Below are 25351 nucleotides of genomic sequence, written 5' to 3'. Positions count from 1 at the left end.
CCCGGCACGATGCCGTGCATGCACTACGACACGATCACCCCGATCGACCGTGCCTGGCAGGAGCGGGCGCTGTGCGCGCAGACGGGGGCCGACTTCTTCTTTCCCGAGCCCGGCAGCTCGGTCCGTGAGGCGAAGCGCATCTGCGGTATGTGCGAGATGCGTACCGCGTGCCTCGAGTACGCGCTGTCCAACGACGAACGGTTCGGCGTCTGGGGCGGACTCTCCGAGAAGGAGAGACTGCGCCTGCGGCGCACCGACAACGGCTGACCCGACGGCACCGGAACCCACTCATGTCCGACCCCACGGCGCCGCGCCGCACTGGACCGCCGGTGAACCGCCCGCCGCCGCGGGCCGGTCGGTGACGGCCGGTGATATTCGATGGGCCCCGTCCAGGGCGGTCGCATAGGATCCGGGGGCGCGGTTCGCAGGCGACGCGGAGGCAGGCGCACCGCCTCGGCCGGCCGCAGACGCTGGTTCCCATCCGGTCGTCCGAACCGTGCTCGACGGATCGGGCGGGGGGCACGCATGGGCGAAAGCGTTGGGATCACCGAGGAAGAGCTGGCGACCTTTCACCGTACGGTAGGCAGGCTGCGGGCGCTGCCCGTGGACGACCCCGTGCGGCTGCGGACCGAGCGGGTCGCCGCGTCCTTCGCACGCGACGGCTGGAAGCGGCGCCGTAAAGCGCTCAGCGACCAGAAGTCCGCCGCGGACGCCACCGTGCTGGCCGCGACAGCCACCGGAGCCCTGGACCGGCGCGAGGACGCCCCGTTGCCGGAGCGGGCGACGGGCGGCGGGGGTGTGCTCCGCAAGTCGCGGCACTGCTACGTCTGCAAGACGTCCTATCGACACGTCGACTCGTTCTACCACCGGCTGTGCCCGGAGTGCGCCGCCGACAACACCGCCCGCCGTGCCCTCGCCACCGATCTGAGCGGGCGCCGCGCGCTGCTCACCGGCGGCCGGGTGAAGATCGGCTTCCAGCTGGCGCTGATGATGCTGCGCGACGGCGCCGAACTGCTCGTCACCAGCCGCTTCCCGCACGACACCCTGCGCCGATTCCGTGCCGAGCCCGGCAGCGCGAAGTGGCTCGACCGGCTGACCGTCGTCGCCGTGGACCTGCGCGACCCGCGCCAAGTACTGGGCCTGTGCGAGCAGTTGCGGCAGGAGGGGGAGCCGCTCGACATCCTCGTCAACAACGCGGCCCAGACGATACGGCGGCCCCCGGAGTCGTACGCGCTGCTCGCCGCCGGGGAGCGCGACGCACTGCCCGAAGGGGCGCGCCAGGCACCGGGGTTCACACCGATGCGGATGCTCGGGGCCGGGGCCGCCACCCTGCCCGTCGTGTTGCGCGAGGCCGACGAGGCCGGGCTGCTGCCCGACCCCGCCCCGGAGAACTCCTGGTCGGCGCGGCTCGGTGGCCTCGACCCGGCCGAGGTCCTGGAGACCCAGCTGGTCAACTCCCTCGCCCCGGCGCTCCTCTGCGACCGTCTACTGCCGCTGCTCCTAGCCTCCCCGCGCCCCAGCCGCTACGTGGTCAACGTGACCGCCGTCGAGGGCCGTTTCGCCGTGCGCAACAAGACGGCCGGGCATCCGCACACCAACATGGCCAAGGCCGCCCTGAACATGCTCACCCGCACCAGTGCCGCCGAACTCGCCGAGCAGGGCGTCCACATGTGCGCCGTCGACACCGGCTGGATCACCGACGAGAACCCCGCCCCCAAGAAACACCGCATGGCCGGCGCCGGCTTTCGCACCCCGCTCGACATCGTCGACGGCGCGGCCCGCGTCTACGACCCGATCGTGCGCGGCGAGGCGGGCGATCCGGTGTCGGGCGTCTTCCTCAAGGACTACCGGGAGGCGGAGTGGTGAGGGCGGCCGCTAGGGTTGCGGGCAAGGACGGGGCGTAGCGCAGAGGCAGGCGCGCCGGTCTCCAAAACCGGAACACGCTGGTTCGAATCCAGCCGCCCCGCCCCCTGCGCCACACAGTCATCCGCGCCGCACGGCACCTGTGCCGCAGGGGCATTGGCGCCGCACGGGCGTTCGCGCCGCACGGCACCGGCGCCACACGGGTTCCGCACCGCACGGCGCCTGGGTGTCACGGCACCCGCGTCTCGCGGCACCCGCGGTCACCCGCACGGCGCCTGGGCCTCACGGCACCCACGCCACACGGCGCCCGGGTCTCAAGGCACCCGCGCCGCACGGCGCCCGCGCCGTGGGCGTCACGCTCCGGCGCGGGCCGCCATCCGGGCCTTGCGGGCCGCCAGCTTCTCGTCGAACTTGCGGGCCTCCGCGTCCAGTCCGCCCATGTAGAGGCCGAGTTCCTCCTGGGCCTTCATGCCCTCGGGGCCGAGGCCGTCGATCTCCATGATCTTCAGGAAGCGGATGACGGGCGCGAGGACGTCGTCGTGGTGGATGCGCATGTTGTAGACCTCGCCGATGGCCATCTGCGCGGCGGCCCGCTCGAAGCCGGGCATGCCGTGGCCGGGCATCCGGAAGTTCACGACGACGTCGCGCACGGCCTGCATGGTGAGGTCGGGGGCGAACTCGAATGCGGCCTTCAGCAGGTTCCGGTAGAAGATCATGTGCAGGTTCTCGTCGGCCGCGATGCGCGCCAGCATGCGGTCGCACACGGGGTCGCCGGAGTGGTGGCCGGTGTTGCGGTGCGAGACACGGGTGGCGAGCTCCTGGAAGGCGACGTACGCGACCGTGTGCAGCATCGAGTGCCGGTTGTCCGACTCGAAGCCCTCGCCCATGTGCGACATGCGGAACTCTTCGAGCTTGTCCGGGTCCACCGCGCGCGAGGCGAGCAGGTAGTCGCGCATCACGATGCCGTGCCGGCCCTCCTCCGCGGTCCAGCGGTGCACCCAGGTGCCCCAGGCGCCGTCACGGCCGAAGAGGGTCGCGATCTCGTGGTGGTAGCTGGGCAGGTTGTCCTCGGTCAACAGGTTCACCACGAGGGCGATCCGGCCCACCTCGGAGACCTTCGACTGTCCCTTCTCCCACGCCTCGCCGTCCTCGAAGAACCCGGGGAAGTTGCGGCCGTCGCTCCACGGCACGTACTCGTGCGGCATCCAGTCCTTGGTGACCTTCAGATGCCGGTTGAGTTCCTTCTCGACGACTTCCTCCAGGGCGTACAGCAGCCGCGCGTCGGTCCATTCGCCGGACGGGCTGCCGAGGTGGGGAGAAGTGATCGACACAGAGGCTCCAGGGGGACGTGCGGGGGACGGAACGTGCGGTGCTGCCGCGGGGCGGGCGAGCTGAACCTACGGCATCGTAGGCTACGAATCCGTAGGTTACGATGCCGTAGGTTAAGTGTGCTGTAAAGACGTGCGCTGTAAAGACCGCTGATCAGCGGGGTCCCCGCCCACGATCGGCGGCTGTGCCGAAGGCCCCGCGGACCAGCAGGTCCCGGGGCCGCAGGAGTCCGGCGATCACCCGTCAGGCGTACAGTCCGCGCAGCCGCACCGAGAGGCATGTCACACAGCCCTCGAGCTTCTCGAACTCGCTGATGTCGACCACCACGGGCTCGTAGCCGAGATCGGCGTACAGCTCGGCCGTCTTCGGCGCGCTCGCCGCCATCAGCAGCTTGTCGCCGCCGAGGAGCACCACATGTGCCCCGGCCTCCTCCGGCACCGGCAGGAAGCGCCCGAACAGCGACGGGGTGTCCATCTTCGGGATGTGCCCGACGACCGTGCCGTCGGGCAGCGCCGTCACCGCCGACTTCAGATGGAGCACCTTGCTCACCGGCGCGGAGACCACCCGCGCCCCGAGCGGCTCGAACGCGGCCCGCAGCTGCTGGACCCCGGCCGCGTTGGTGCGCCCGCCCCGGCCCACGAACACGGTGTCGCCGACCTTCAGGACGTCGCCGCCCTCCAGCGTGCCCGGGTCCCAGACCCAGTTCACCGAGCAGCCGAGCGCGGCCACGGCCTCCTCGATCCCCTCGGTCTCGTCCCGCCGGGACTCGGCGCCGGGGCGCGCGATCAGCGCCACGTTCTTGTACATGACCACGGTGTCCTCGACGAAGACCGAGTCCGGGCAGTCGTCGGCCGGCTCCACCTCGATCGTCTCCCAGCCGTGGTCGCGCAGGGCCTCGCCGTAGGCCTCCCACTGCTCGACCGCCAGGTCGACGTCCACCTCCGTGCGTTCGACGTGCGTGACGAGGCCTTCGGCCAGGCGGGGGCTGGGGCGGCGGACGAGGGCCTTCTTGCTGGGCACGTGGGTGACTCCGAATCGAACGACGGTTTTCCGGCGCCCGTGAAGCGACGCCGGTCCGCCATCATGCAGTCCCGGCCCACCAGGACAAAACCCCCGGGAGCAGGCTGTGGCCCTCCTGAGATACTCGGCGGTAGCCACGTGCCCGGCCACCGCCCCCGCCGACCGCCCGGGTCACTCGGCCGCCGCGATCTCCTCCGGGGTGGTCGCCCGCAGTTCTCCCTCCTCCATCAGCAGCCACCGGGTGATCCCGATCGACTCCAGGAACGGCAGGTCGTGGCCGGCCACGATCAGCGCGCCCTCGTACCCCTCCAGCGCGGTCGTCAGCTGCCGCACGCTCGCCATGTCGAGGTTGTTCGTCGGCTCGTCCAGCATCAGCAGCTGCGGGGCGGGCTCGGCGAGCATCAGGGCGGCGAGGGCGGCCCGGAAGCGTTCCCCGCCGGAGAGCGTGGCCGCCTGCTGGTCGGCCCGGGCGCCCCGGAACAGGAAGCGGGCGAGGCGCGCCCGGATCCGGTTGTTGGTGGCGTCGGGCGCGAACCGGGCCACGTTCTCGGCGACCGTCAGCTCGTCGTCGAGGACGTCGAGACGCTGCGGCAGGAACCGCATCGGCACATGCGTCCGCGTCTCACCGGCCACCGGCTCCAGCTCACCGGCGATCGTCCGCAGCAGCGTGGTCTTGCCCGAGCCGTTGCGCCCGATCAGCGCGATCCGCTCCGGCCCGCGCAGATCCAGTCCGCCCTTCACCCGGGCGCCGTACCTGAGTTCCAGGTCCAGCAGGGTGAGGACGGTGCGGCCCGGCGGTACGGCCGTGTACGGCAGCTCGACGCGGATCTCGTCCTCGTCCCGTACGGCCTCCACCGCCTCGTCCAGGCGCTCCTTCGCCCCGGCGAGCCGCTCCTCGTGCAGGATGCGGTGTTTGCCGGCGGACTCCTGGGCGGCCCGCTTGCGTGCGTGCGCGATGATCTTCGGCACCCGCTTCTGGTCCTGCATCTTCTGCCCGAACCGCTTGCGCCGGGCCAACTTGACCTGGGCGTCGACGAGTTCGCGCTTCTGTTTCTTCAGATCGGACTCGGCGACCCGCACCATCCGTTCGGCAGCCTCCTGTTCGGTGGCGAGCGCCTCCTCGTACGCGGTGAAGTTGCCGCCGTACCAGGTGACCTCGCCGGAGTGCAGATCGGCGATCTGGTCGACCAGGTCCAGGAGTTCACGGTCGTGGCTGACCACGACCATCACTCCGGACCATGCCTCCACCGCGTCGTACAGCCGGCGTCGCGCGTAGAGGTCGAGGTTGTTGGTCGGCTCGTCCAGGAGGAGCACGTCCGGGCGGCGCAGCAGCAGCGCCGCCAGCCGCAGCAGCACGGACTCGCCGCCCGAGACCTCGCCGATGGTGCGGTCCAGGTCGATGTGGCCCAGGCCGAGTTGGCCGAGGGTCGCGAGGGCGCGCTCCTCGACGTCCCAGTCGTCGCCGACCGCCGCGAAGTGCTCCTCGGCCACGTCGCCCGCCTCGATGGCGTGCAGGGCGGCGCGGGCGGTGGCGATACCGAGTGCCTCGTCGACCCGCAGGCGGGTGTCGAGCGTGACGTTCTGCGGGAGGTAGCCGACCTCGCCCGCCACCCGGACGGTGCCCTCGGACGCGGTGAGTTCACCCGCGATCAGCTTCAACAGGGTTGATTTCCCTGAGCCGTTGACGCCGACGAGTCCGGTCCGGCCGGGGCCGAACGCGATCTGGAGATCGTCGAAGACGGGGGTGCCGTCGGGCCAGGCGAAGGACAGGGAGGTGCAGGTGAGGGAAAGGGGAGTAGACATGAGGAACCTCGCGGGTGCGGGAAGCGGCCAGGGGCGACGCGTTCGAAACACCGCGAGGGCGACACACGAAGGGGCAAGGAAGAAGCCCGCTGCCGAAAGGGACGGCTCGTACGCCGAGGTCGCACGCTACGCACACAGGGGCGCCGGATACGGCGGGGTGTGTGACGCGGTGTCTCAGGACCTCAGACGAGCAACGTCCTTCTCCAATCGACGGCAACAGGACCGTGTAACAACGTACGGAGGGGCCGGAAGGGTGTCAACGCAATTAACGGCCGCACCCGCACCCGCACCGGCACCCGGACGCGCACTCTGGAAGCGGGGGGCCTCAGCAGGCGTCGCGCATCAGCTCCGCCAGGTCGTGGTCCAGGTCGACCTGGTGGTGCTCCAGACCGAGCGGCACCAGATCCATCGAGCGCTCGAGGAAGCGGCGCACCTCGTCGGCGTGGACGTGCACCACGGCCGTGCCCTCGGGGGCGTGGAACTCCAGGACCAGCCGGTCGTAGCCGTAGGGGCGGACCCGTACGTCCCCGTAGCCGACCGAGTCCTCCATGCCGGTGACGAGCAGCTCGCGGGCGAAGGTCCAGCAGACCTCCACACCCTCCAGCGTGGCCGGGGCGGGGAAGGTCATACGGACGGCGAAGGGATCGCGGCGGTCGTAGTGGAGCGTTGCGGGAATGCTCGGCATCCGCGGCGCGGCGGCGACGAGACGGGCCTCTACGGGCTGCTCGATGACGGTGGACAACGCCTTGCTCCCTTGTGACGGGTGGACGGATTCCGGTTGACTGCGGCCGGGCATTTGCAAAGACGCCGGATCGGGCCGATCCGTGCACATGAGGGTCGAGTGACCTCTGTCACCGGGCCCAATCACTGTGGTGATCCATTTCTCATCCCGCGTTCCGGGATATGGGAGAGGACACCGGACGACGCCCGGTGGTTCCCGGCCGAGGCCATCTGGACGACACCTCGGCGGTGCACTAGCTTCGCCCGCCATGAGGGGCTTGGGGCAGTCGAGACGGATGAGTCGGACGAGTCGGACGATGACGACGGGCCTGGCCGCGGCGGCGCTCGCCGCCGCCCTGGCGGTGCCCGCACAGGCACACGGGGAGGGCCGTCCCCCGCACTGGGAACTGAAGGAAACCGGTACTGACGTGCGCTTTCGCGGTCTGGCGGCGGTCAGCCGGAACAGCGCGTGGCTGGCGGGTTCCGCCGGTACGGTGCTCCGCACCGGCGACGGGGGCAGGACGTGGCGCAATGTCTCACCGCCCGGCGCACAGGATCTGCAGTTCCGGGACATCGAGGCATTCGACGCACGCAGGGCGGTCGTCCTGGCCATCGGCGAGGGCGAGGCCTCCCGCGTGTACCGCACGGACGACGGCGGCGCGACGTGGTCCGAGTCCTTCCGCAACACCGATCCGCGCGCCTTCTACGACTGCCTCACCTTCTTCGACACCCGCCGCGGTCTCGCCATGAGCGACCCGGTGGACGGGAGATTCCGCATCCTGTCCACCGAGGACGGCGGCCGCTCCTGGAACGTCCTGCCGAACGAGGGCATGCCCCCGGCGCTGGAGGGCGAGGCGGGCTTCGCGGCGAGCGGGCAGTGCCTGGTCGCCTCGGGGCCGCGCGACGTGTGGCTCGCGACCGGCGGGGCGGCCCGCGCGCGGGTGCTGCACTCCGCCGACCGGGGCCGCACCTGGAAGGCCGCCGACACGCCCGTGCCGGCCGGCGACCCGGCCCGGGGCGTCTTCGCGCTGGCCTTCCGCGACCGGGCGCACGGCATCGCCGTCGGCGGCGACTACCGCGCCGACCAGCCGTCCCCGCGGGCCGCGGCCACCACCGGCGACGGGGGACGCGCCTGGACGACGGCCGCGCAGCCGCCGCCCGCCTACCGGTCGGGCGTCGCCTGGCTCCCGTACGGGCGCGACGCCGCCCTCGCCGTCGGCCCCACCGGCACCGATCTGACCACCGACGGCGGCCGCACCTGGCGCACGGTCGACACCGGGTCCTACGACACGGTCGACTGCACACCGGACCGGGGCTGCTGGGCGGCGGGGGAGCGCGGGCGGGTGGCCCGGCTGGAGAGCTGACCAGGACGGCGGCGTTCCGGTGGGCGGGCGGGTGCGGGTTGTTCCGGCCGAGAGGGGTACTTGTGGCGTGTTCGAATCACGATTCGAATCACGAGAGGAGTGATCGGCCATGCCACGCGGTTCGAGCCCGAAGAGGGAACGCCAGTACGAGCACATCAAGGAGAGCGCCGAGGACCGCGGTGAGAGCGAGTCGCGGGCCAAGGAGATCGCCGCCAGGACCGTCAACAAGGAACGCGCCCGCTCCGGCGAGTCGAGGACCGCGAGCCGCAGCTCCACCCAGGACATGTCGTCCAGCAAGCGCGGTGGGCAGCGTTCGCACTCGGGATCCGAGGGGCCCACGTACGACCAGCTCTACGCCGAGGCCAAGCGACGCAACATCCAGGGCCGTTCGGACATGAACAAGAGCCAGCTCAAGCGCGCCCTCGGCGACAAGTAGCCCGGGGCCGCGCGCCCGTCGAGGGATTGCGTACGCTCGTCGGCACCATGACGACCGTACGCATCCCGGCGGGCTGGCCCGCCACCGAAGAGCAGGCCCTCGCCGTGCAGGACGAGTTGCGGGGCCGGGTGATCCTCGACGAGAGCGGACCGCCGCCGGGCACCGGACACGTCACCGGCGTGGACGTGGCGTACGACGACGAACGGGACGTGGTCGTGGCGGCGGCCGTGGTGCTGGACGCGGCGACCCTCGACACGGTGGCGGAGGCCACGGCGGTCGGGCAGGTCTCCTTCCCCTACGTCCCCGGCCTGCTCGCGTTCCGGGAGATCCCGACGGTGCTGGCCGCGCTCGACGCGCTGCCGTGCGACCCCGGACTCGTCGTCTGCGACGGCTACGGCCTCGCGCATCCGCGCCGCTTCGGGCTCGCCGCGCACCTCGGTGTCCTCACCGGACTGCCCACGATCGGCGTCGCCAAGAACCCCTTCACGTTCACCTACGACGACCCCGGCACCGCGCGCGGCGACACGTCCCCGCTCCTCGCCGGCACCGAGGAGGTGGGCCGCGCCCTGCGCACCCGCGACGGCGTGAAGCCGGTGTTCGTCTCCGTCGGCCACCGCGTCGACCTGGACACCGCCTGCGCCCACACCCTCGCCCTCACCCCGGCCTACCGCCTCCCGGAGACCACCCGCAGGGCCGACACCCTGTGCCGCCGGGCCCTGCGCACCACGACCGCCTGACGCCGGCCCGGCCGGGGCGCGCGCGGGGCGGGTGCCTGAGTCACCTGAGTACGGACTGAGTATCCGTACGGATACCGGCGCGGCGTCATGATCGGCAGGCTGTGCCGTATGACGACGCACCGAGCTCCGAAGCCCGCCGCCGCCCCCACCCAGTCCGTCGAGCGTGCCGTGACGACCGGCCTGATCCTCGCCCTGCTCGCCGGACTGGCCTGGATCGCCGGGATGGTCTACACGCTGACCGGGTGGGCGCAGTAGGACGGGCGCCGCCTCACCGGGTCAGCGGGTCGCCGCCACCCGGAACGTGATCCCCGCCGCGCGCAGCCGCTCGATCAGCGCGTCGCCCATCGCGACGGCCGTCGTGACCTGCCCCGCCGTGGCCGGGAGGTCGTCGAGGGCCAGGCACAGGGCCGACTCGGCGAACATCTTCGCCGTCTCGCCGTAGCCGGGGTCGCCGCCCGCGACCTCCGTGAAGACGCGGCGTCCACCGCCCTCGCCGACGAACCGCACCGAGAACCAGCTCTTCGCCCGCTTCTCCGCACTCGGACCCTCGCCCGGCTTGAGCCGGTCGCCCAGCCAGCGCCGTACCGGCGGCACCTGGGCGGCGGCGACGAGCGCGCCGACGAACGCGACCCCGCCCACCGCGAAGGGCAGCGTGCGGACGGCCGCGTAGTGGCGGTAGCGGAAGTCCGGGCCGTAGCGCCCGAGGGCGCGCGCCGAGCGCTGCACCACCTGCGCGTCGATGGTCGGCAGCGGCAGCGCCCACGCCCCGACCTCCTTGGCGAACCGGGGCGCGCTCACCGGCGCGTACGCCCGGCGGCCCACGAGGCGCGGTTCGTGCCGCTTGCGGTCCTGCGCGGCGGCCATCGTCTCCCGGCCGCGGGAGAACCCGGTGAGCGCGGAGTTGAACGTGCCGCCCGAGAACATGCCCTCGGCGCGCACGAAACCGTCCACGGTGATCGGCACGTCCTCGGGGAGCTGGCGCACCGTGAAGTACGCGCCGAGGTCGTGCGGGATCGAGTCGAAGCCGGCCGCGTGCACGAGGCGGGCGCCGGTCTCCCGCGCGCGGGCGTCGTGCCGGACGAACGTCAGGTCGACGAACTCGGGTTCACCGGTGAGGTCCAGATAGTCGGTGCCCTCGTCCGCGCAGGCGGCCACCAACTCCTCGCCGTGGGTGATGTACGGGCCGACGGTCGTGGCCACCACCCGTGCCTGGCGGGCGAGTTCGCGCACGGCGTCCGGATCGGACCCGTCCGCGCGGAGCACCCCGATGTCCGCGCCGCCGGGCAGCCGCTCGCGCAGCGCGGCGAGTTTCTCCGCGTTGCGCCCGGCGATCGCCCAGCGCAGTCCGTCGGGCGCGTTCTCGGCGAGATACTCCGCGGTCAGCTCCCCGACGAACCCCGTGGCCCCGTAGAGCACGATGTCGTACGTCCGCTCCGCCCTGCCCTGCCCGTTGCTCATGGAACCCCTCAGCGCTCGCCCACGGCCCGCCCACGCGCCGTTGTCGGTGGCTGAGGCTAGCGTGAGGGACGAGCAGCCGAGTGCGCGGGATCCGGAGGTGGCCGTGACCGTACCGAAGAACGCCCTGAAAAAATGGGAGAAGGTGCGCGAGTTCGCCCTCGGGATGCCCGGCGCGGTCGAGGAGTTCCCCTGGGGCGAGAGCGTCGCGAAGGTCAACAAGAAGGTGTTCGTGTTCCTCGGGACGGACGACGGCAGCTATCCGCTGGGCGTCACCGTGAAGCTCAGGGACGACGAGACGCACGCCCACGCCCTCACCTGCCCCGGAGCCGAACCCGCGGGATACGGCCTGGGCAGGTCCGGCTGGGTGCGGGTCCCGCTGGAGGAGAAGGGCGCCCCGGGCGCGGAGCTGCTCTGCGACTGGGTGGAGGAGAGCTACCGCGTGATCGCCCCGAAGCGGCTGATAGCGGAGCTGGAGGCCCGCTGAGCGCGGACCCGGCGGGGGCGGGCTGACACCTGGCGCGACTGCGGGCACAATGACTAAGCGTTTGCTCATTCAGGGCTTGTGCGGAGTGGAACGCGTTCCTAGCATCACTGGTGTTACATCGTTTGTGTCACAGAGCTGGGGGCCAAGATGTCAGTGGCGAAGACGCCCGGGCACGGTCCGCTCGCCGGTGTGCGCGTGGTCGAACTCGCGGGCATCGGCCCGGGACCGTTCGCCGCCATGCTCCTCGGCGACCTCGGCGCCGACGTCGTCCGCGTCGACCGACCCGGCGGCGCGGGCCTCGCGGTGAACCCGCTGTACGACGTCACCAACCGCAACAAGCGGTCGGTGATCGTCGACCTGAAGTCCCCCGACGGCCCGGACACCGTCCTCGACCTGGCCGAACGCGCCGACATCCTGATCGAGGGCTACCGCCCCGGCGTCGCCGAACGCCTCGGCGTCGGCCCCGAGACCTGCCACGCCCGCAACGCCCGGCTGGTCTACGGCCGGATGACCGGCTGGGGCCAGCAGGGCCCGCTCGCACAGCGCGCCGGCCACGACATCGCGTACATCGCCCTGACCGGCACCCTCGGCATGACCGGAGCCCCGGACACCCCGCCCGTCGCCCCCGCCAACCTCCTCGGCGACTACGCGGGCGGCTCCCTCTACCTCGTCGTCGGCGTCCTCGCCGCCCTCCACCACGCCCGCGCCACCGGCACCGGACAGGTCGTGGACGCGGCCATCGTCGACGGCACCTCGCACCTGTCCGCCATGCTCCACGGCATGCTCGCCGCCGGCGGCTGGCAGGACCGCCGCGCCGCCAACCTCCTCGACGGCGGCTGCCCTTTCTACGGCACCTACGAGACCGCCGACGGCCGGTACGTCGCCGTGGGCGCCCTCGAGCAGCAGTTCTACGAGGAGTTCGTCGACCTCCTGGGCATCGGGGACCGGGCCCCGGCCCGCAAGGACACGGCTGCCTGGGGCGAGCTGCGCGAGACGGTCGCGGCCCGCTTCAGGACCCGTACGCGGGACGAGTGGACGGCCGTCTTCGAGGGCTCCGACGCCTGTGTGGCCCCCGTGCTGTCGCTGCGCGAGGCCCCGCACCACCCGCATCTCGCGGCCCGGGGCACCTTCACCGACTTCGGCGGCATCACCCAGCCCGCCCCCGCGCCCCGCTTCTCCGCCACCCACACCTCGGTCCGCACCGGACCCGCCCAGCCGGGCGCCGACACGGCGGACGTGGCCCACGACTGGGGCATAGCCGGCCTCCTGCCCGACGCACGGGCCGAGGACGTCCCCGCCGAGGGCGCCGCCCTGAAGGACAGCGACTGACACCGGCCCCCGGGCCGCACCCTCCCGCCACTGGAAAGGCCAGACTCGTGAGCACCGAAGCGTATGTGTACGACGCGATCCGCACCCCGCGCGGTCGCGGCAAGGCGAACGGCTCCCTGCACGGCACCAAGCCCATCGACCTCGTCGTCGGACTGATCCACGAGGTCCAGGGCCGCCTCCCCGGCCTCGACCCGGCCGCCGTCGACGACGTCGTGCTCGGTGTCGTGGGCCCGGTCGGCGACCAGGGTTCCGACATCGCCCGGACCGCCGCGATCGCCGCCGGACTGCCCGACACCGTGGCCGGCGTCCAGGAGAACCGCTTCTGTGCCTCGGGCCTGGAGGCCGTCAATATGGCCGCCGCGAAGATCCGGTCGGGCTGGGAGGACCTGGTGCTCGCGGGCGGGGTCGAGTCGATGTCCCGGGTGCCGATGGCGTCGGACGGCGGCGCCTGGTTCAACGACCCGATGACCAACCTGGAGGTCAACTTCGTACCGCAGGGCATCGGCGCCGACCTCATCGCCACGATCGAGGGATTCTCCCGGCGCGATGTCGACGAGTACGCGGCACTGTCCCAGGAGCGGGCGGCCGCCGCCTGGAAGGACGGCCGGTTCGACCGGTCCGTCGTCCCCGTCAAGGACCGCTCCGGACTCGTCGTCCTCGACCACGACGAGTATCTGCGCCCCGGCACCACCGCCGACTCGCTCGCCAAGCTGAAGCCGTCCTTCGCGGACATCGGCGAGCTGGGCGGTTTCGACGCGGTGGCGCTCCAGGAGTACCACTGGGTCGAGGAGATCGACCACGTCCACCACGCGGGCAACTCCTCCGGCATCGTGGACGGCGCGGCCCTCGTCGCCATCGGCACCCGGGAGATCGGCGAGCGGTACGGGCTGCGCCCGCGCGCCCGTATCGTCTCCGCCGCCGTCTCCGGCTCCGAGCCCACCATCATGCTCACCGGCCCCGCGCCCGCGACCCGCAAGGCCCTCGCCCGCGCCGGGCTGACCATCGACGACATCGACCTCGTCGAGATCAACGAGGCGTTCGCCGCCGTCGTCCTCCGCTTCGTCAAGGACATGGGCCTCTCGCTCGACAAGGTCAACGTCAACGGCGGCGCGATCGCGCTCGGCCACCCGCTCGGCGCGACGGGGGCGATGATCCTCGGCACGCTCGTCGACGAACTGGAGCGCCAGGACAAGCGGTACGGGCTGGCCACGCTCTGCGTGGGCGGCGGCATGGGCATCGCGACGATCGTCGAACGCGTCTGACACCCCGGCGGAACCAAGAGACTTCAACGGAGACCCCCGCTATGACCGAGAGCACCACCATCCGCTGGGAACAGGACCGCACGGGCCTCGTCACCCTCGTCATCGACGACCCCGACCAGTCCGCCAACACCATGAACCAGGCGTTCCGCGACTCCCTCGCGGTGATCACCGACCGCCTGGAGGCCGAGAAGGACACGATCCGCGGCGTCATCATCACCTCCGCCAAGAAGACCTTCTTCGCCGGCGGCGACCTCCGCGACCTCATCAAGGTCACCCCCGACACCGCACAGCAGCTCTTCGACGGCGGCATGGAGATCAAGCGCCATCTGCGCCGCATCGAGACCCTCGGCAAGCCGGTCGTCGCGGCGATCAACGGCGCCGCCCTCGGCGGCGGTTACGAGCTGGCCCTCGCCTGCCACCACCGCGTCGCCCTCGACGCCCCCGGCTCCAAGATCGGCTGCCCCGAGGTCACGCTCGGCCTGCTCCCCGGGGGCGGCGGAGTCGTCCGCACCGTCCGGCTGCTCGGCATCACCGACGCCCTGCTGAAGGTGCTCCTCCAGGGCACCCAGTACTCCCCGCAGCGCGCCCTGGAGAACGGCCTGATCCATGAAGTGGCCGCCACCCCGGGCGAGTTGATGGACAAGGCCCGCGCGTTCATCGACGCCAACCCCGAGTCGCAGCAGCCCTGGGACAAGCCCGGCCACCGCATCCCCGGCGGCACGCCCGCCCACCCGAAGTTCGCCGCGAACCTGCCCGCCTTCCCCGCCACCCTGCGCAAGCAGACCAACGGCGCGCCCTACCCGGCGCCGCGCCGCATCCTCGCCGCCGCCGTCGAGGGAGCCCAGGTCGACTTCGAGACCGCCCAGGTCATCGAGGCCCGCTACTTCGTGGAGCTGGCCGCCGGGCAGACCTCGAAGAACATGATCCAGGCCTTCTTCTTCGACCTCCAGGCCGTCAACTCCGGCGCCAACCGCCCCCGGGGCATCGAGCCCCGCCAGGTCCGCCGGGTCGCCGTCCTCGGCGCCGGGATGATGGGCGCCGGCATCGCGTACTCCTGCGCCCGCGCGGGCATCGAGGTCGTCCTGAAGGACGTGACGCCCGAAGCGGCCGCGAAGGGCAAGGGGTACTCGGAGAAGCTCTGCGCCAAGGCGGTCGCCAAGGGCCGCACCACCCAGGAGAAGGCCGACGCCCTCCTCGCCCGGATCACCCCCACCGCCGACCCGGCCGACCTCGCGGCCTGCGACGCCGTCATCGAGGCCGTGTTCGAGAACACCGAGCTCAAGCACAAGGTGTTCGAGGAGATCGAGGGGGTCGTGGCACCGGACGCGCTGCTCTGCTCCAACACCTCGACGCTCCCCATCACCGAGCTGGCCGAGGGCGTCGTCCGCCGGTCCGACTTCATCGGGCTGCACTTCTTCTCGCCCGTCGACAAGATGCCGCTCGTCGAGATCATCAAGGGCGAGCAGACCGGTGACGAGGCCCTCGCCCGCGCCTTCGACCTGGTCCGTCAGATCAAGAAGACCCCGATCGTCGTCAACGACTCCCGCGGCTTCTTCACCTCCCGGGTCATCGGCCACTTCATCGACGAGGGCGTCGCGATGGTCGGCGAGGGCATCGAGCCCGCCTCCGTCGAACAGGCGGCCGCCCAGGCGGGCTATCCCGCCAAGGTCCTCTCCCTGATGGACGAGCTGACCCTCACCCTGCCCCGCAAGATCCGCGCGGAGTCCCGGCGGGCCGTGGAGGAGGCGGGCGGGACGTGGACCGTCCATCCCGCCGAGGCCGTGATCGACCGCATGGTCGACGAGTTCGACCGCCCCGGCCGCAGCGGTGGGGCCGGGTTCTACGACTACGGCCCCGACGGCCGCCGCGCCAAGCTCTGGCCCGGGCTGCGCGAGCACTTCACGAAGCCGGGGTACCGGATCCCGTTCCGGGACATGCAGGAGCGGATGCTCTTCTCGGAGGCGCTGGACACCGTGCGGCTGCTGGAGGAGGGCGTGCTCACGTCCGTCGCCGACGCCAACATCGGGTCGATCTTCGGGATCGGGTTCCCGGGGTGGACCGGTGGGGTATTGCAGTACATCAACGGGTACGAGGGTGGGCTCCCGGGGTTCGTGGCGCGAGCGCGGGAGTTGGCCGGGCTCTACGGGGAGCGGTTCGAGCCGCCGGCGCTGTTGGTGGAGAAGGCGGAGATGGGGGAGCGGTTCGGGGACGTGTGAGGTTGCGTGGGGCGGCTCGGGGTTTTCTCGCCCCCCGCCGCCCCTACCCGTCCCTCCCCCACTCTCGGCTTCGCTCGAGCGGGAGGTGCCCCCATCCAGGGGCTGCGCCCCTTCGACCCCCATTTCCCGGTGCGTTCTTTGTCTGCGGGCGGGTGGGGCTTCTCGCGCAGTTCCCCGCGCCCCTGACGGGGCGCGGGTTCGTAGGCCAGGGGAGGGAGTCGGGCATGGTGGTGGCCGGGAACATCGACGAGGTGGTGGACGGGCTCGCCGGGGTCGTGCGGGAGGCGCGGCGTGGCGGTGACCGGGTGGGGTATTTCGCGGCGCTGTACCGACAGGTGACCGTCGAGGTCCGCAGGGCCATCCACGAGGGGCTGTTCGACGACGGCGCCCGGATGGACCGCTTCGACACCCTCTTCGGCAACCGCTACTTCGAGGCGTATGACGCCTGGCGCCGGGACCGGAGCGGGCCGCGCTGCTGGCGCGAGACGTTCGGGCTGCTCGACGACACCGGCACCGTCATCGTCCAGCACCTGCTGCTCGGCGTGAACGCGCACATCAACCTGGACCTGGCCGTCGCCGCCGCGCGGACGTGCCCCGGCGAGGACATCCACGCCCTGCGGCGCGACTTCCTGTTGATCAACGACATCCTCGGTCGGGTCGTGCTCTCCGTGCAGGACTCGCTCGGCGCCCTGTCGCCCCTGATGTCACTGCTGGACCAGGTGGGGGCCCGCACCGACGAGCGGATCCTCGACTTCAGCGTCCGGCGGTCGAGGGAGGAGGCCTGGTTCAACGCGGTGCTGCTCGCCGGCCAGAGCGAGGGGGAACGCGCGGCCACCGTCGAGCGCCTCGACATCCGGGCCGCTGTCCTCGCCCGGCTGATCGCCCGCCCCGGCGGCCTCGTCCGCCCGGCCCTCCAGCTGATCCGGAGCACCGAGAGCGACGACGTGCCCGCCGTCATCGCCCACCTGGACCGCGCCGTGCGGTGACGCAGGTCCGTCCGCCGCGCCGACGGGAGGCGTGGTTCAGGACTCGGCCGCCCACCGGCTCAACTCGTCCTTCAACGACCGCTGAAAGGTCGTCAGCAGCGCCTGCACGACCAGCGGTTGCATATGCGCCGACAGAGACTTCACGGCCTGCGGATCGCGTTCCGCCACCGCGTCGCGGAACAGCCGCGACAACGCCTGGGCCGCCGCGCGCGAGTGCTCGATCAGTACGGCCCGCGCCGCGCGGATCGACTCCTCCGACAGGGGTACGTCGAGCAGCTCCACGCCCAGCCGCAGCAGCCCGGGGTCCACCCGGAGACCGTCACCGTCACCGTCGCCGACCCGTTCGACGACGCCCATCGCCACGAGCCGTTCCACGTCCTCCTCGCCCAGGGACCGCCCGGCCCGCCGGTCCAGCTCCTCCCGCGTGACCGTCGCCACCGCGTCCGGCGCCCAGGAGGCCACCACCGCGCGCTGGAGCGCGAGGTCGCGCGGGGTGAGGCCCGGCGGCAGCCGGCGCAGGTACCCCTCGATGGCCGCCAGGGTCATGCCCTGCCGCTGCAACTCCTCGATCAGCGCGAGCCGAGCGAGATGGTCCCGCCCGTAGTGCCCGACCCGGCGGGGCCCGATCTCCGGCGGCGGCAACAGGCCCCGGGTGCCGTAGAAGCGGACCGTACGCACCGTGACACCCGCCCGCGCGGCCAGCTCGTCCACGGTGAGAACGATCTCCTCGGAGCCGGAGCCGGAGCCGGAGCCGGAGCCGGAGCTCTCCCCGATGTCGGTCGTCATGCACAGCAGTATCGCTGTCCCACCACTGCTGTGACACCTCGGCCGACACCGACTGTCAGTACCGCCCCGTACGGTGGCGTCATGTCGGGGATCACATACGTCCGGGGCGACGCGACCGTGCCGCTGGGCAAGGGCGTCAAGGTCATCGCCCATGTCTGCAACGACCTGGGCGGCTGGGGCAAGGGCTTCGTCCTCGCCGTGTCCCGCCGCTGGCCGGAGCCGGAGGCCGCCTACCGGGCCTGGCACCGCGACCGCGCGACCAACGACTTCGGACTCGGCGCCGCTCAGTTCGTCCAGGTCGGCCCCTACACCTGGGTCGCCAACCTGATAGGCCAGCGCGGCATCCGCACCGGAAGCAAGGGGGTGCCCGTGCGGTACGAGGCCATCGACACGGCCCTCGGGCTGCTCGCCGACAAGGCCCTGGAGCTGGACGCGTCGGTCCACATGCCCCGCATCGGCTGCGGACTGGCGGGCGGCAAGTGGTCCCGGGTCGAGCCCCTGATCGTCGACCGGCTGGTCCGGCGCGGGACAGCGGTGACGGTGTACGACCACGGGGACTGATCCCGGGACGCGGTGCGGTACCGCACGCGGGCGAACGGGTAGGGCACCGGTATGGATCTCCTCCCGATGGACATCGGCCCGTTGAACCCCGCCGTCGCGGAACTCGTCGTCGCGGCGGTCCTGTTCGCGCTCGTGTTCCTCTTCTTCGTCCGGTTCGTGCCCCGGATCCAGCGCGCCCTGGACGCACGGGAGGCCGCGACGAAGGGCACCGAGGCGGAGGCCGAAGCCCTGCGGGAGCAGGCCCGCATCAAGCGGGAGGAGGTGGCGGCGGCCCTCGCCGACGCCCGGCACGAGGCCGCGCGCATCCGACAGCGTGCCCACGAGGAGGGCGCGGCCCTGATCGCCGAGGCCCGCGCCGACGGCCGACGCGAGTACACCGCCCTCCTCGCCACCGGCCACACCCGCCTGACCGAGGACCGCGCCACGGCCGAGGCCGAACTCCGCGCCCACGTGGCGGAATTGGCCTCGGACCTGGCGAGCAGAATCATCGGGGAACAGATCGAGGCAAAGGTCCACCCGCGCCCCTGAAGAGGGGGCGAAGCCCACCCTCCAGGGGCGCGGGGAACTGCGCGACAAGCCACGACGAACCCGCAGCCAAGCCCCGTCCGCACCCCCCGAGCTCTTAGTTGCCCGTGCCCATGCCCGCGCCCATGCCCATGCCCATGCTCCCGCTCACCACCGCCTCAGCGGCCCCACGCTCCTTTCCGGCCACACCATGGCCGAAGTCCCGCGCGTCCCCGAAAGTCCCTCTGTCGCACGGGAGTTGACCGCAGTACCGTCCGCGCATGCCGATACCTGTGCGACGCACACGCCTCACGACCTGGAGAACGCTCGCGACGACAGCCGCGGCCGCCGCCCTCACGGCCACGTTCCTCACCCCGGCCGCCGCCGGCACCCCCACGCCCCGCAAGAGCCAGCCGGTCTACTCGTACGACGACGCCGTCCGCGAATCCGTCTGGGTGGACACCGGGCTCGACGGCGACCGCGACGGGAAGCCGGACCGGGTGGCCGTCGACATCGTCCGCCCGAGTGAACCCGCCGCGCGGGGCCGCGAAGTCCCGGTGATCATGGACGCCAGCCCGTACTACTCCTGCTGTGGTCGCGGCAACGAGAGCCAGCGCAAGACGTACGACGCGAACGGGAACGTCGTCCAGATGCCGCTGTTCTACGACAACTACTTCGTGCCCCGCGGCTACGCGTTCGTCGCCGTCGACCTCGCGGGAACCAACCGCTCCGACGGCTGTGTGGACGTCGGCGGGCGCTCCGACATCCAGTCCGCCAAGGCCGTCGTCGACTGGCTCAACGGCCGGGGCCGGGCCTACACCACCCGCACGGGCACCACGAAGGCCCGGGCCGGCTGGACCAACGGCAGGACCGGCATGATCGGCAAGAGCTACGACGGCACGATCGCCAACGGCGTGGCCGCCACCGGAGTCGAGGGCCTGGAGACCATCGTCCCGATCGGCGCGATCTCCTCCTGGTACGACTACTACTTCGCCGAGGGCGCCCCCCTCTACAACTCGGGCCCCGAATGGCTGTCCGACTACGTCGAGAGCCCCGACGCCCGCGCCAAGTGCGGCCACGTCCAGCGGGAACTCGTCGACGGCGCCCCGCGCACCGGGGACTGGACACCCCTGTGGACGCAGCGCGACTACGTCAAGGACGTGCGGAAGATCGACGCCAGCGTCTTCGTCGTCCACGGTCAGCAGGACCTCAACGTCCGCGCCAAGCACTTCGGCCAGTGGTGGGACGCGCTCGCGAAGCACGGCGTCCAGCGCAAGATCTGGCTCTCCGAGGTCGGCCACGTCGACCCCTTCGACTTCCGCCGCGCCGCCTGGGTCGACACCCTGCACCGCTGGTTCGACCACGAACTCCTCGGCTACGACAACGGCATCGACGACGAGCCGATGGCCGACATCGAACGCCACCCGGACCAGTGGGAGACGTCGACGGTCTGGCCGCCGCGCGGCACCAGGGTCACGACTCTCCGACCGGCCGAGGGCGACGCGCCCGGCGTCGGCGCCCTCGGTCTGCGCAAGCGGTCCGGCACCGAGACCTTCACCGACGACCCCGCGCTGAACGAGACCGACTGGGCCGCCCACGTCGACCGGTCCACCCCGGAGAAGGCGGGCTTCGTCACCGCGCCCCTCACCAGGGACGTGCGCCTGTCCGGCTCCTCCCGGGTGACCGTCACGGCCACGCCCACCACCTCCACCGCCCATCTCTCGGCGGTCATCGTGGACCTCGGCCCGGACACCATCCGCGACTACGCCGCCGCCGGCGAGGGCATCACCACCCTCACCGAGCGCACCTGCTGGGGCCCGAGCACCACCGGTGACAGTTCCTGCTTCCGTGAGACGAAGGCCAGGACCGCCGACGTCGACTACACGATCTTCAGCCGCGGCTGGGCCGACCTCGGCAACCACTCCTCCGCCACGGGAACCCCGCTCACCCCCGGCACCCCGTACACGATCACCCTCGACCTGCACGCGAGCGATCACGTCGTCCCGGCGGGACACCGCCTCGCGCTGATCATCGCGGGCACCGACGAGGACCTCATCGACCCGCCGTCGAGCACGCCCACCCTGACCATCGACCTCGGGCGCACCTCCGCCCAGGTCCCGCTGGTGGGCGGGCGCACGGCCTTCGAGAACGCCACCTCGGGCGCCACCGCCAGGCCTGAGGGCGCGGTCCTCGACGGCGTACGCGACCCGAGCCGGGCCGCCCGCGTCCCGGGCGGTGGCGCATGAGGGCCCGCATCGCGGCGCTGATCGCCACGGCGCTCACCGTGCCCCTGCTGTCGACGCCCGCGCACGCCACGGACACCGCCCCGCCGCGCACGGGCTTCGAACGGTCGGGCGGCGCCCGCTGGACCGGCCAGCCAGAGGAGCAGGCGTTCCTGGCCGCCGTCGACCGGGGGAGCGACCGGGTGTCGACGACCCGGATCGGCACCACCGCGCAGGGCCGCCCGCTCCAGCTCGTCCGGATCGGCACCCGGCCCACCTCGCGCACGGTCCTGCTCATCTGCAGTCAGCACGGCGACGAGCCCTCCGGTCGCGAGGCCTGCCTCACCACCCTGCGCGACCTCGCCTTCGCCAGGGACGCTCGGACCGAACGGCTGCTGCGATCCACCACCGTGCTCGTCGTCCCCACCGCCAACCCCGACGGACGGGCCGCCGACACCCGGGGCAACGGCGACGGCGTCGACATCAACCGCGACCACCTCGCCCTGCGGACCGCCGAGGCCCGGGCCCTCGCCGCCGTCCTGCGTGACCGCAAGCCCGACATCGTCTACGACCTGCACGAATACGGTGCCACCCCGCAGTACTACGACAAGGACCTCTTCGACCTCTGGCCGCGCAACCTCAACACCGACCCGGCCGTCCACGACGAGGCGCGCAAGCTCTCCCTCGACCACGTCCGCCCCGCCGCCGGGGCCGCCGGCCACTCCACCGGCACCTACGGCATCTGGACCGACCCGGTCACCGGCGACCCGATCCGCCAGGTCGCCGGCGACGGTCAGGAACGCATCCTGCGCAACATGTCCGGCATCAAGCACTCCGTCGGGCTGCTGATCGAGAGCCGGGTGGAACCCCTGACGGCCGACACCCCGGAGACGGTCAACAACCTGCGCCGGGTGAACTCCCAACTCGCCGCGCTCAAAGGCCTGTTCGGCTTCGCCGTCGAACGCGGCCGGCAGGTCGACCGGGTGACCGGCGCGGCGCGCCTCGCCGGCCTGCGCGACACAGGGCCGGTGTACGTCGGCGGCGCCGACAACGACCCCGCCGAACCCGCCGAGGTGATCCAGGACCCGCCCTGCGGCTACCGGCTCACCGCACAGCAGTACGCGGAGTCGGCGGACGAGCTGGCGCTGCACGGCGTCCGGGTCCGGCCGGAAAGCGACGGTGACGGCGACGGCGTCCTCGTACCGCTGCGTCAGCCGCTGCGCGCGCTGGTCCCGCTGCTGCTGGACGAGCGGGCGCCGTACCGCCTGACAGCGGGGGTGCCCGACACCGCCTGTTGAACGAGAAAGGATCGAGGTCACATGTGGTAGGGGTTCCTGGGCAGGAGAAGGTCAGTTCCAGCCACTCGCGGAAAGGTTCCACCTGTGACGCACGATCATCGCACCACCCACCACGGGGGAGGCGCGCTTCCAGGTTCGGAGGCGGGTCTCCCCGGCGGCGGGCGGCCCCGGACGGACCGCGTCGTGTTCGGTGTGACGGCGGCGCTCACCCTGGCCTTCGTGCTCTGGGGCGCCATCTGGACCGACGCGCTCGAAACCGTCTCCGGCAAGATGCTGAACGGCCTGATCCACAACGGTGGCTGGGCGTTCATGCTGGCCGCCTCCTGCTTCGTCGTCTTCGCCCTGTGGCTCGCGGTCAGCCGCTACGGCCGCATCCACCTCGGTGTCGAGGGCGAGAAACCCGAGTTCCGCACGGTCTCCTGGGTCGCCATGATGTTCAGCGCCGGCATGGGCATCGGCCTGATGTTCTACGGCGTCAGTGAGCCCCTCGCCCACTACTCCGCGCCCCCGCCGGGCACGAGTCCCACGGGCTCCGGGGAACGCATGGAGACGGCGATGGCGACCACCCTCTTCCACTGGACGCTGCACCCCTGGGCGATCTACGCGGTGGTCGGCCTCGGCATCGCCTACAGCACCTTCCGCAAGCAGCGCCGCCAGACCATCAGCGCCGTCTTCACCCCGCTGATCGGCGAGAAGCACGCGAACGGCACCGCCGGCCGGGCCATCGACATCCTGGCGATCATCGCCACGATCTTCGGCTCGGCGGCCTCCCTCGGCCTCGGCGCCCTCCAGATCGGTTCCGGCTTCCGCGAACTGGGCTGGATGAACAAGGTGAGCACGGGGCTGCTCGTCGCCATCATCGCCGTTCTGACCCTGGCCTTCGTCGCCTCCGCCGTCTCCGGAGTGGAGAAGGGCATCCAGTGGCTGTCCAACACCAACATGGTGCTGGCCCTGGTGCTCGCGATCTTCGTGTTCGTCGTGGGCCCGACGATCCTCGTCCTCGACCTCCTGCCCACCTCGGTCTTCGCCTACCTCGGCGACCTGCCCCAGCTCGCGGGCCGCACCGAGGCCTCCGGCGGCGAGGGCGTCGCCGACTGGCTCGGCAGCTGGACCGTCTTCTACTGGGCGTGGTGGATCTCCTGGACGCCCTTCGTCGGCATGTTCATCGCCCGGATCAGCCGGGGTCGCACCATCCGCCAGTTCGTCGGCGGTGTCATCCTCGTGCCCAGCACGGTCAGCCTCATCTGGTTCGCGGTCTTCGGCGGCACGGCGATGAAGCTCCAGGAGCAGGGCCGGCTCGGTGACGAGGCCACGCCCGAGGGCCAGCTCTTCGCCGTCCTGCACGAGTTCCCCCTCGCCACGGTCTCCAGCCTGCTCGTGATGATCCTCGTCGGCATCTTCTTCGTCTCCGGCGCCGACGCCGCGTCCATCGTCATGGGCACGCTCTCCCAGCGGGGCGCCCTCGAACCCGGCCGCTTCGTCGTCGTGTTCTGGGGCATCGTCACCGGGGCCGTCGCCGCGATCATGCTCCTCGTCGGCAGCGGTCAGGGCGACGCCCTGACCGGCCTGCAGAACCTCACGATCCTGGCCGCCGCGCCGTTCGTCCTGGTGATGATCGGCATGTGTGTCGCGATGATGCGCGACCTGCGCCGGGACCCCGTGATGGTCCGAGAGGAGATGGCCTCCGAGGCGGTCGAACTCGCCGTCATCGAGGGCCACAAGCGCTACGACGGCGAGTTCGAGATCCGGGTCGGACCCGGCCAGGGCACAGAGATCGAGGGGGACCCGATCGGCCACCGCACGGAGTAGGCACGCGCCGGGGCCGGCGTGCCGGGCGCCCTTCAGGGGCGCGCGGGGAACTGCGCGACCGGCCCCACGACCCGCGCCCGACCGCCCGACCGCCCGACCGCCCGTCCTGCCCGGAGCCGCGCCCGGACGGCGGTCGGCCTGGAACCGAGCCCGGACGGCGGTCGGCCCGCAGCCGCGCTCACACGGCGGTGAGCCGAGCGGCCTCCCGCGCGCATCCCCACGCCACCGTGACCCCCGCCCCGCCGTGCCCGTAGTTGTGCACCAACGCCCTACCGCCCGGCAGGAGTTCCCGCTCCAGGCGGACCGCCGGGCGCGCGGGCCGCAGCCCGACCCGGTGCCCGATGATCCGGGCCCCCGCGATCTCCGGCCGGAGCGCCGCGCACCGCGCCACGATCTCGTCCGCGACCACCGGGTCCGGCGTCAGGGACCAGGCGTCCTCCTCCGCCGTACCGCCCAGGATCAGCCCGCCCGGCTGCGGCATGAAGTACGTGCTCTTGGCCCCTTCCTGGTCCACCGACGTGAGCCAGGTGTCGATCCCCGGGTTCTCCACCACGACCAACTGCCCCCGCACCGGCCGTACGGAGGGATCCGGCACCAGCTCCCGGGCGCCCAGCCCCGTGCAGTTGACGACCACGGGCGCGTCGACGGCCGCGAGGTCGGTCACCGTGCGCTCCTCCACCGCACCGCCCGCCGCGACGAACCGCTCGCGCAGCCACCGCAGCTGGACCGGCATGTCGATCAGCGGCAGCCGCGCCCACAGCCCGGCACCCGGGTACTCCCCGGCCGTCGCCGCCCGCAGCCCGGCCACGCGCGAGGCCCACGCACCGAGCCCGTCCAGCGACGTCCCGCCATGTACGCCCTCGACCATACGTACGCCCGTCTCGTCCGGCCGGGCCGCCAACTCCTCGTACACGGCGAGGCTGTCGAGCGCCCACGCGCCGACCCGCTCCTCCGGTTCGATCCGATACGGCCACCACAGTCCACCCGCGACGCCGGACGTCGCACGCTCCCCGGGCTCCCGCGCCCACACCCGAACCCGGCTGCCGCTCTCCGCCAGCACGACGGCGGTCGTAAGACCGACGACTCCGCCACCGACCACGATCACATCACTGTTCGATTCACTGGTCACCCAGGGACGTTAACGGAATATGACATGCAGTGCTC

The 25351-nt window shown here is 72.0% G+C and carries 23 protein-coding genes and 1 tRNA gene; 17 read left to right on the top strand and 7 right to left on the bottom strand.

All coding sequences use genetic code 11. The features are described 5' to 3' along the window. The first annotated feature begins 18 nt into the window (after positions 1-18). The 3 genes from HW837_RS06815 (at position 19) to HW837_RS06805 (ending at position 1967) form a co-directional block, all read left to right on the top strand. Complete coding sequence (locus HW837_RS06815) at positions 19-267, top strand: WhiB family transcriptional regulator (protein ID WP_060882649.1); 249 nt, start codon at positions 19-21, stop codon at positions 265-267. Between the two features lie 258 nt (positions 268-525). Further along, the gene (locus HW837_RS06810) at positions 526-1866 is read left to right on the top strand and encodes an SDR family NAD(P)-dependent oxidoreductase (protein ID WP_045556782.1); all 1341 of its coding nucleotides are present in this window, start codon (positions 526-528) and stop codon (positions 1864-1866) included. A gap of 28 nt (positions 1867-1894) precedes the next feature. After that, positions 1895-1967: transfer RNA gene (locus HW837_RS06805), tRNA-Trp, on the top strand. 249 nt (positions 1968-2216) lie between these two features. Here the strand turns inward: HW837_RS06805 and HW837_RS06800 are convergent. The 4 genes from HW837_RS06800 to ssgD form a co-directional block, all read right to left on the bottom strand. Then, positions 2217-3194 carry an acyl-ACP desaturase gene (locus HW837_RS06800; protein ID WP_045556783.1) on the bottom strand — a complete coding sequence of 326 codons (978 nt, stop codon included), beginning with the start codon at positions 3192-3194 and terminating at the stop codon, positions 2217-2219. Positions 3195-3435: 241 nt separating this feature from the next. Next, a complete protein-coding gene (gene ddaH / locus HW837_RS06795; protein WP_045556784.1) occupies positions 3436-4212 on the bottom strand; it encodes a dimethylargininase in 777 nt (258 codons plus the stop codon). Positions 4213-4383: 171 nt separating this feature from the next. Continuing rightward, a complete protein-coding gene (locus HW837_RS06790) occupies positions 4384-6015 on the bottom strand; it encodes an ABC-F family ATP-binding cassette domain-containing protein (RefSeq protein WP_045556785.1) in 1632 nt (543 codons plus the stop codon). A 325-nt stretch (positions 6016-6340) separates the two neighbouring features. After that, positions 6341-6757 (bottom strand): spore wall synthesis regulator SsgD, encoded by a 417-nt coding sequence (gene ssgD, locus HW837_RS06785; RefSeq protein ID WP_045556786.1) that lies wholly within the window; start codon positions 6755-6757, stop codon positions 6341-6343. A gap of 295 nt (positions 6758-7052) precedes the next feature. Here ssgD and HW837_RS06780 point away from each other — a divergent pair, with 295 nt between their 5' ends. The 4 genes from HW837_RS06780 to mmpA all read left to right on the top strand — a co-directional run bounded on the left by HW837_RS06780 (position 7053) and on the right by mmpA (position 9527). Further along, complete coding sequence (locus tag HW837_RS06780; RefSeq protein ID WP_045556787.1) at positions 7053-8099, top strand: WD40/YVTN/BNR-like repeat-containing protein; 1047 nt, start codon at positions 7053-7055, stop codon at positions 8097-8099. A 109-nt stretch (positions 8100-8208) separates the two neighbouring features. Then, positions 8209-8535, top strand: coding sequence for a plasmid stabilization protein (locus tag HW837_RS06775; protein ID WP_093788736.1), 327 nt, complete (start codon positions 8209-8211; stop codon positions 8533-8535). Between the two features lie 47 nt (positions 8536-8582). Beyond that, positions 8583-9272, top strand: coding sequence for an endonuclease V (locus HW837_RS06770; protein WP_177261705.1), 690 nt, complete (start codon positions 8583-8585; stop codon positions 9270-9272). Between the two features lie 108 nt (positions 9273-9380). Further along, entirely contained in the window at positions 9381-9527 is a 147-nt protein-coding gene (gene mmpA / locus HW837_RS06765) for a morphogenic membrane protein MmpA (RefSeq protein WP_177261690.1), read from the top strand. A 21-nt stretch (positions 9528-9548) separates the two neighbouring features. Here the strand turns inward: mmpA and HW837_RS06760 are convergent, their stop codons facing one another. Next, the gene (locus HW837_RS06760) at positions 9549-10730 is read right to left on the bottom strand and encodes a saccharopine dehydrogenase family protein (protein WP_045556790.1); all 1182 of its coding nucleotides are present in this window, start codon (positions 10728-10730) and stop codon (positions 9549-9551) included. A 103-nt stretch (positions 10731-10833) separates the two neighbouring features. Between HW837_RS06760 and HW837_RS06755 the strand changes: the two genes are divergently transcribed. From HW837_RS06755 to HW837_RS06735, 5 genes are all read left to right on the top strand, one after another. Then, the gene (locus HW837_RS06755; protein WP_086805182.1) at positions 10834-11214 is read left to right on the top strand and encodes an MmcQ/YjbR family DNA-binding protein; all 381 of its coding nucleotides are present in this window, start codon (positions 10834-10836) and stop codon (positions 11212-11214) included. Positions 11215-11361: 147 nt separating this feature from the next. Then, entirely contained in the window at positions 11362-12543 is a 1182-nt protein-coding gene (locus tag HW837_RS06750) for a CaiB/BaiF CoA transferase family protein (protein ID WP_177261704.1), read from the top strand. Between the two features lie 47 nt (positions 12544-12590). Further along, entirely contained in the window at positions 12591-13805 is a 1215-nt protein-coding gene (locus HW837_RS06745; RefSeq protein ID WP_045556792.1) for an acetyl-CoA C-acetyltransferase, read from the top strand. 41 nt (positions 13806-13846) lie between these two features. Beyond that, positions 13847-16021 carry a 3-hydroxyacyl-CoA dehydrogenase NAD-binding domain-containing protein gene (locus HW837_RS06740; RefSeq protein WP_193379934.1) on the top strand — a complete coding sequence of 725 codons (2175 nt, stop codon included), beginning with the start codon at positions 13847-13849 and terminating at the stop codon, positions 16019-16021. Positions 16022-16245: 224 nt separating this feature from the next. Further along, positions 16246-17007: a DUF5995 family protein gene (locus HW837_RS06735; protein ID WP_196789230.1), complete on the top strand. Its 762-nt coding sequence runs from the start codon at positions 16246-16248 to the stop codon at positions 17005-17007. Positions 17008-17043: 36 nt separating this feature from the next. On the opposite strand, the gene HW837_RS06730 is transcribed toward HW837_RS06735, so the two are convergent. Next, positions 17044-17793 carry a MerR family transcriptional regulator gene (locus HW837_RS06730; protein WP_193379935.1) on the bottom strand — a complete coding sequence of 250 codons (750 nt, stop codon included), beginning with the start codon at positions 17791-17793 and terminating at the stop codon, positions 17044-17046. Between the two features lie 81 nt (positions 17794-17874). Between HW837_RS06730 and HW837_RS06725 the strand changes: the two genes are divergently transcribed. The 5 genes from HW837_RS06725 (at position 17875) to HW837_RS06705 (ending at position 24187) form a co-directional block, all read left to right on the top strand. Continuing rightward, positions 17875-18354, top strand: a complete 480-nt coding sequence (locus HW837_RS06725) for a macro domain-containing protein (RefSeq protein WP_093788726.1) — start codon at positions 17875-17877, stop codon at positions 18352-18354. A 51-nt stretch (positions 18355-18405) separates the two neighbouring features. Continuing rightward, entirely contained in the window at positions 18406-18882 is a 477-nt protein-coding gene (locus HW837_RS06720; RefSeq protein ID WP_093788724.1) for a F0F1 ATP synthase subunit B family protein, read from the top strand. Between the two features lie 257 nt (positions 18883-19139). After that, positions 19140-21104 carry a Xaa-Pro dipeptidyl-peptidase gene (locus tag HW837_RS06715; RefSeq protein ID WP_193379936.1) on the top strand — a complete coding sequence of 655 codons (1965 nt, stop codon included), beginning with the start codon at positions 19140-19142 and terminating at the stop codon, positions 21102-21104. Further along, positions 21101-22378, top strand: coding sequence for a M14 family metallopeptidase (locus HW837_RS06710; RefSeq protein WP_045556798.1), 1278 nt, complete (start codon positions 21101-21103; stop codon positions 22376-22378). Before HW837_RS06715 ends, HW837_RS06710 begins: the two co-directional genes overlap by 4 nt. Before the next feature lie 84 nt (positions 22379-22462). Next, complete coding sequence (locus HW837_RS06705) at positions 22463-24187, top strand: BCCT family transporter (protein ID WP_045556799.1); 1725 nt, start codon at positions 22463-22465, stop codon at positions 24185-24187. A gap of 178 nt (positions 24188-24365) precedes the next feature. Here HW837_RS06705 and HW837_RS06700 read toward each other — a convergent pair whose 3' ends face one another. Beyond that, positions 24366-25316: an FAD-dependent oxidoreductase gene (locus tag HW837_RS06700; protein WP_193379937.1), complete on the bottom strand. Its 951-nt coding sequence runs from the start codon at positions 25314-25316 to the stop codon at positions 24366-24368. Positions 25317-25351: the final 35 nt, after the last annotated feature.

Source organism: Streptomyces caniscabiei (assembly GCF_014930365.1).
Classification (GTDB): domain Bacteria; phylum Actinomycetota; class Actinomycetes; order Streptomycetales; family Streptomycetaceae; genus Streptomyces; species Streptomyces caniscabiei.
Note: the sequence above shows the minus strand (reverse complement) of the source record. Positions and strands in the feature narration are given on the sequence as shown.

What these genes read in the sequence shown, in the direction of transcription:
- HW837_RS06815 (WP_060882649.1), top strand. Translation starts at nt 19, where the DNA reads ATGCACTACGACACGATCACCCCGATCGACCGTGCCTGGCAGGAGCGG.
- HW837_RS06810 (WP_045556782.1), top strand. Translation starts at nt 526, where the DNA reads ATGGGCGAAAGCGTTGGGATCACCGAGGAAGAGCTGGCGACCTTTCAC.
- HW837_RS06790 (WP_045556785.1), bottom strand. Translation starts at nt 6,015, where the DNA reads ATGTCTACTCCCCTTTCCCTCACCTGCACCTCCCTGTCCTTCGCCTGG.
- HW837_RS06780 (WP_045556787.1), top strand. Translation starts at nt 7,053, where the DNA reads ATGACGACGGGCCTGGCCGCGGCGGCGCTCGCCGCCGCCCTGGCGGTG.
- HW837_RS06775 (WP_093788736.1), top strand. Translation starts at nt 8,209, where the DNA reads ATGCCACGCGGTTCGAGCCCGAAGAGGGAACGCCAGTACGAGCACATC.
- HW837_RS06770 (WP_177261705.1), top strand. Translation starts at nt 8,583, where the DNA reads ATGACGACCGTACGCATCCCGGCGGGCTGGCCCGCCACCGAAGAGCAG.
- mmpA (WP_177261690.1), top strand. Translation starts at nt 9,381, where the DNA reads ATGACGACGCACCGAGCTCCGAAGCCCGCCGCCGCCCCCACCCAGTCC.
- HW837_RS06760 (WP_045556790.1), bottom strand. Translation starts at nt 10,730, where the DNA reads ATGAGCAACGGGCAGGGCAGGGCGGAGCGGACGTACGACATCGTGCTC.
- HW837_RS06750 (WP_177261704.1), top strand. Translation starts at nt 11,362, where the DNA reads ATGTCAGTGGCGAAGACGCCCGGGCACGGTCCGCTCGCCGGTGTGCGC.
- HW837_RS06740 (WP_193379934.1), top strand. Translation starts at nt 13,847, where the DNA reads ATGACCGAGAGCACCACCATCCGCTGGGAACAGGACCGCACGGGCCTC.
- HW837_RS06735 (WP_196789230.1), top strand. Translation starts at nt 16,246, where the DNA reads ATGGTGGTGGCCGGGAACATCGACGAGGTGGTGGACGGGCTCGCCGGG.
- HW837_RS06730 (WP_193379935.1), bottom strand. Translation starts at nt 17,793, where the DNA reads ATGACGACCGACATCGGGGAGAGCTCCGGCTCCGGCTCCGGCTCCGGC.
- HW837_RS06725 (WP_093788726.1), top strand. Translation starts at nt 17,875, where the DNA reads ATGTCGGGGATCACATACGTCCGGGGCGACGCGACCGTGCCGCTGGGC.
- HW837_RS06720 (WP_093788724.1), top strand. Translation starts at nt 18,406, where the DNA reads ATGGATCTCCTCCCGATGGACATCGGCCCGTTGAACCCCGCCGTCGCG.
- HW837_RS06715 (WP_193379936.1), top strand. Translation starts at nt 19,140, where the DNA reads ATGCCGATACCTGTGCGACGCACACGCCTCACGACCTGGAGAACGCTC.
- HW837_RS06710 (WP_045556798.1), top strand. Translation starts at nt 21,101, where the DNA reads ATGAGGGCCCGCATCGCGGCGCTGATCGCCACGGCGCTCACCGTGCCC.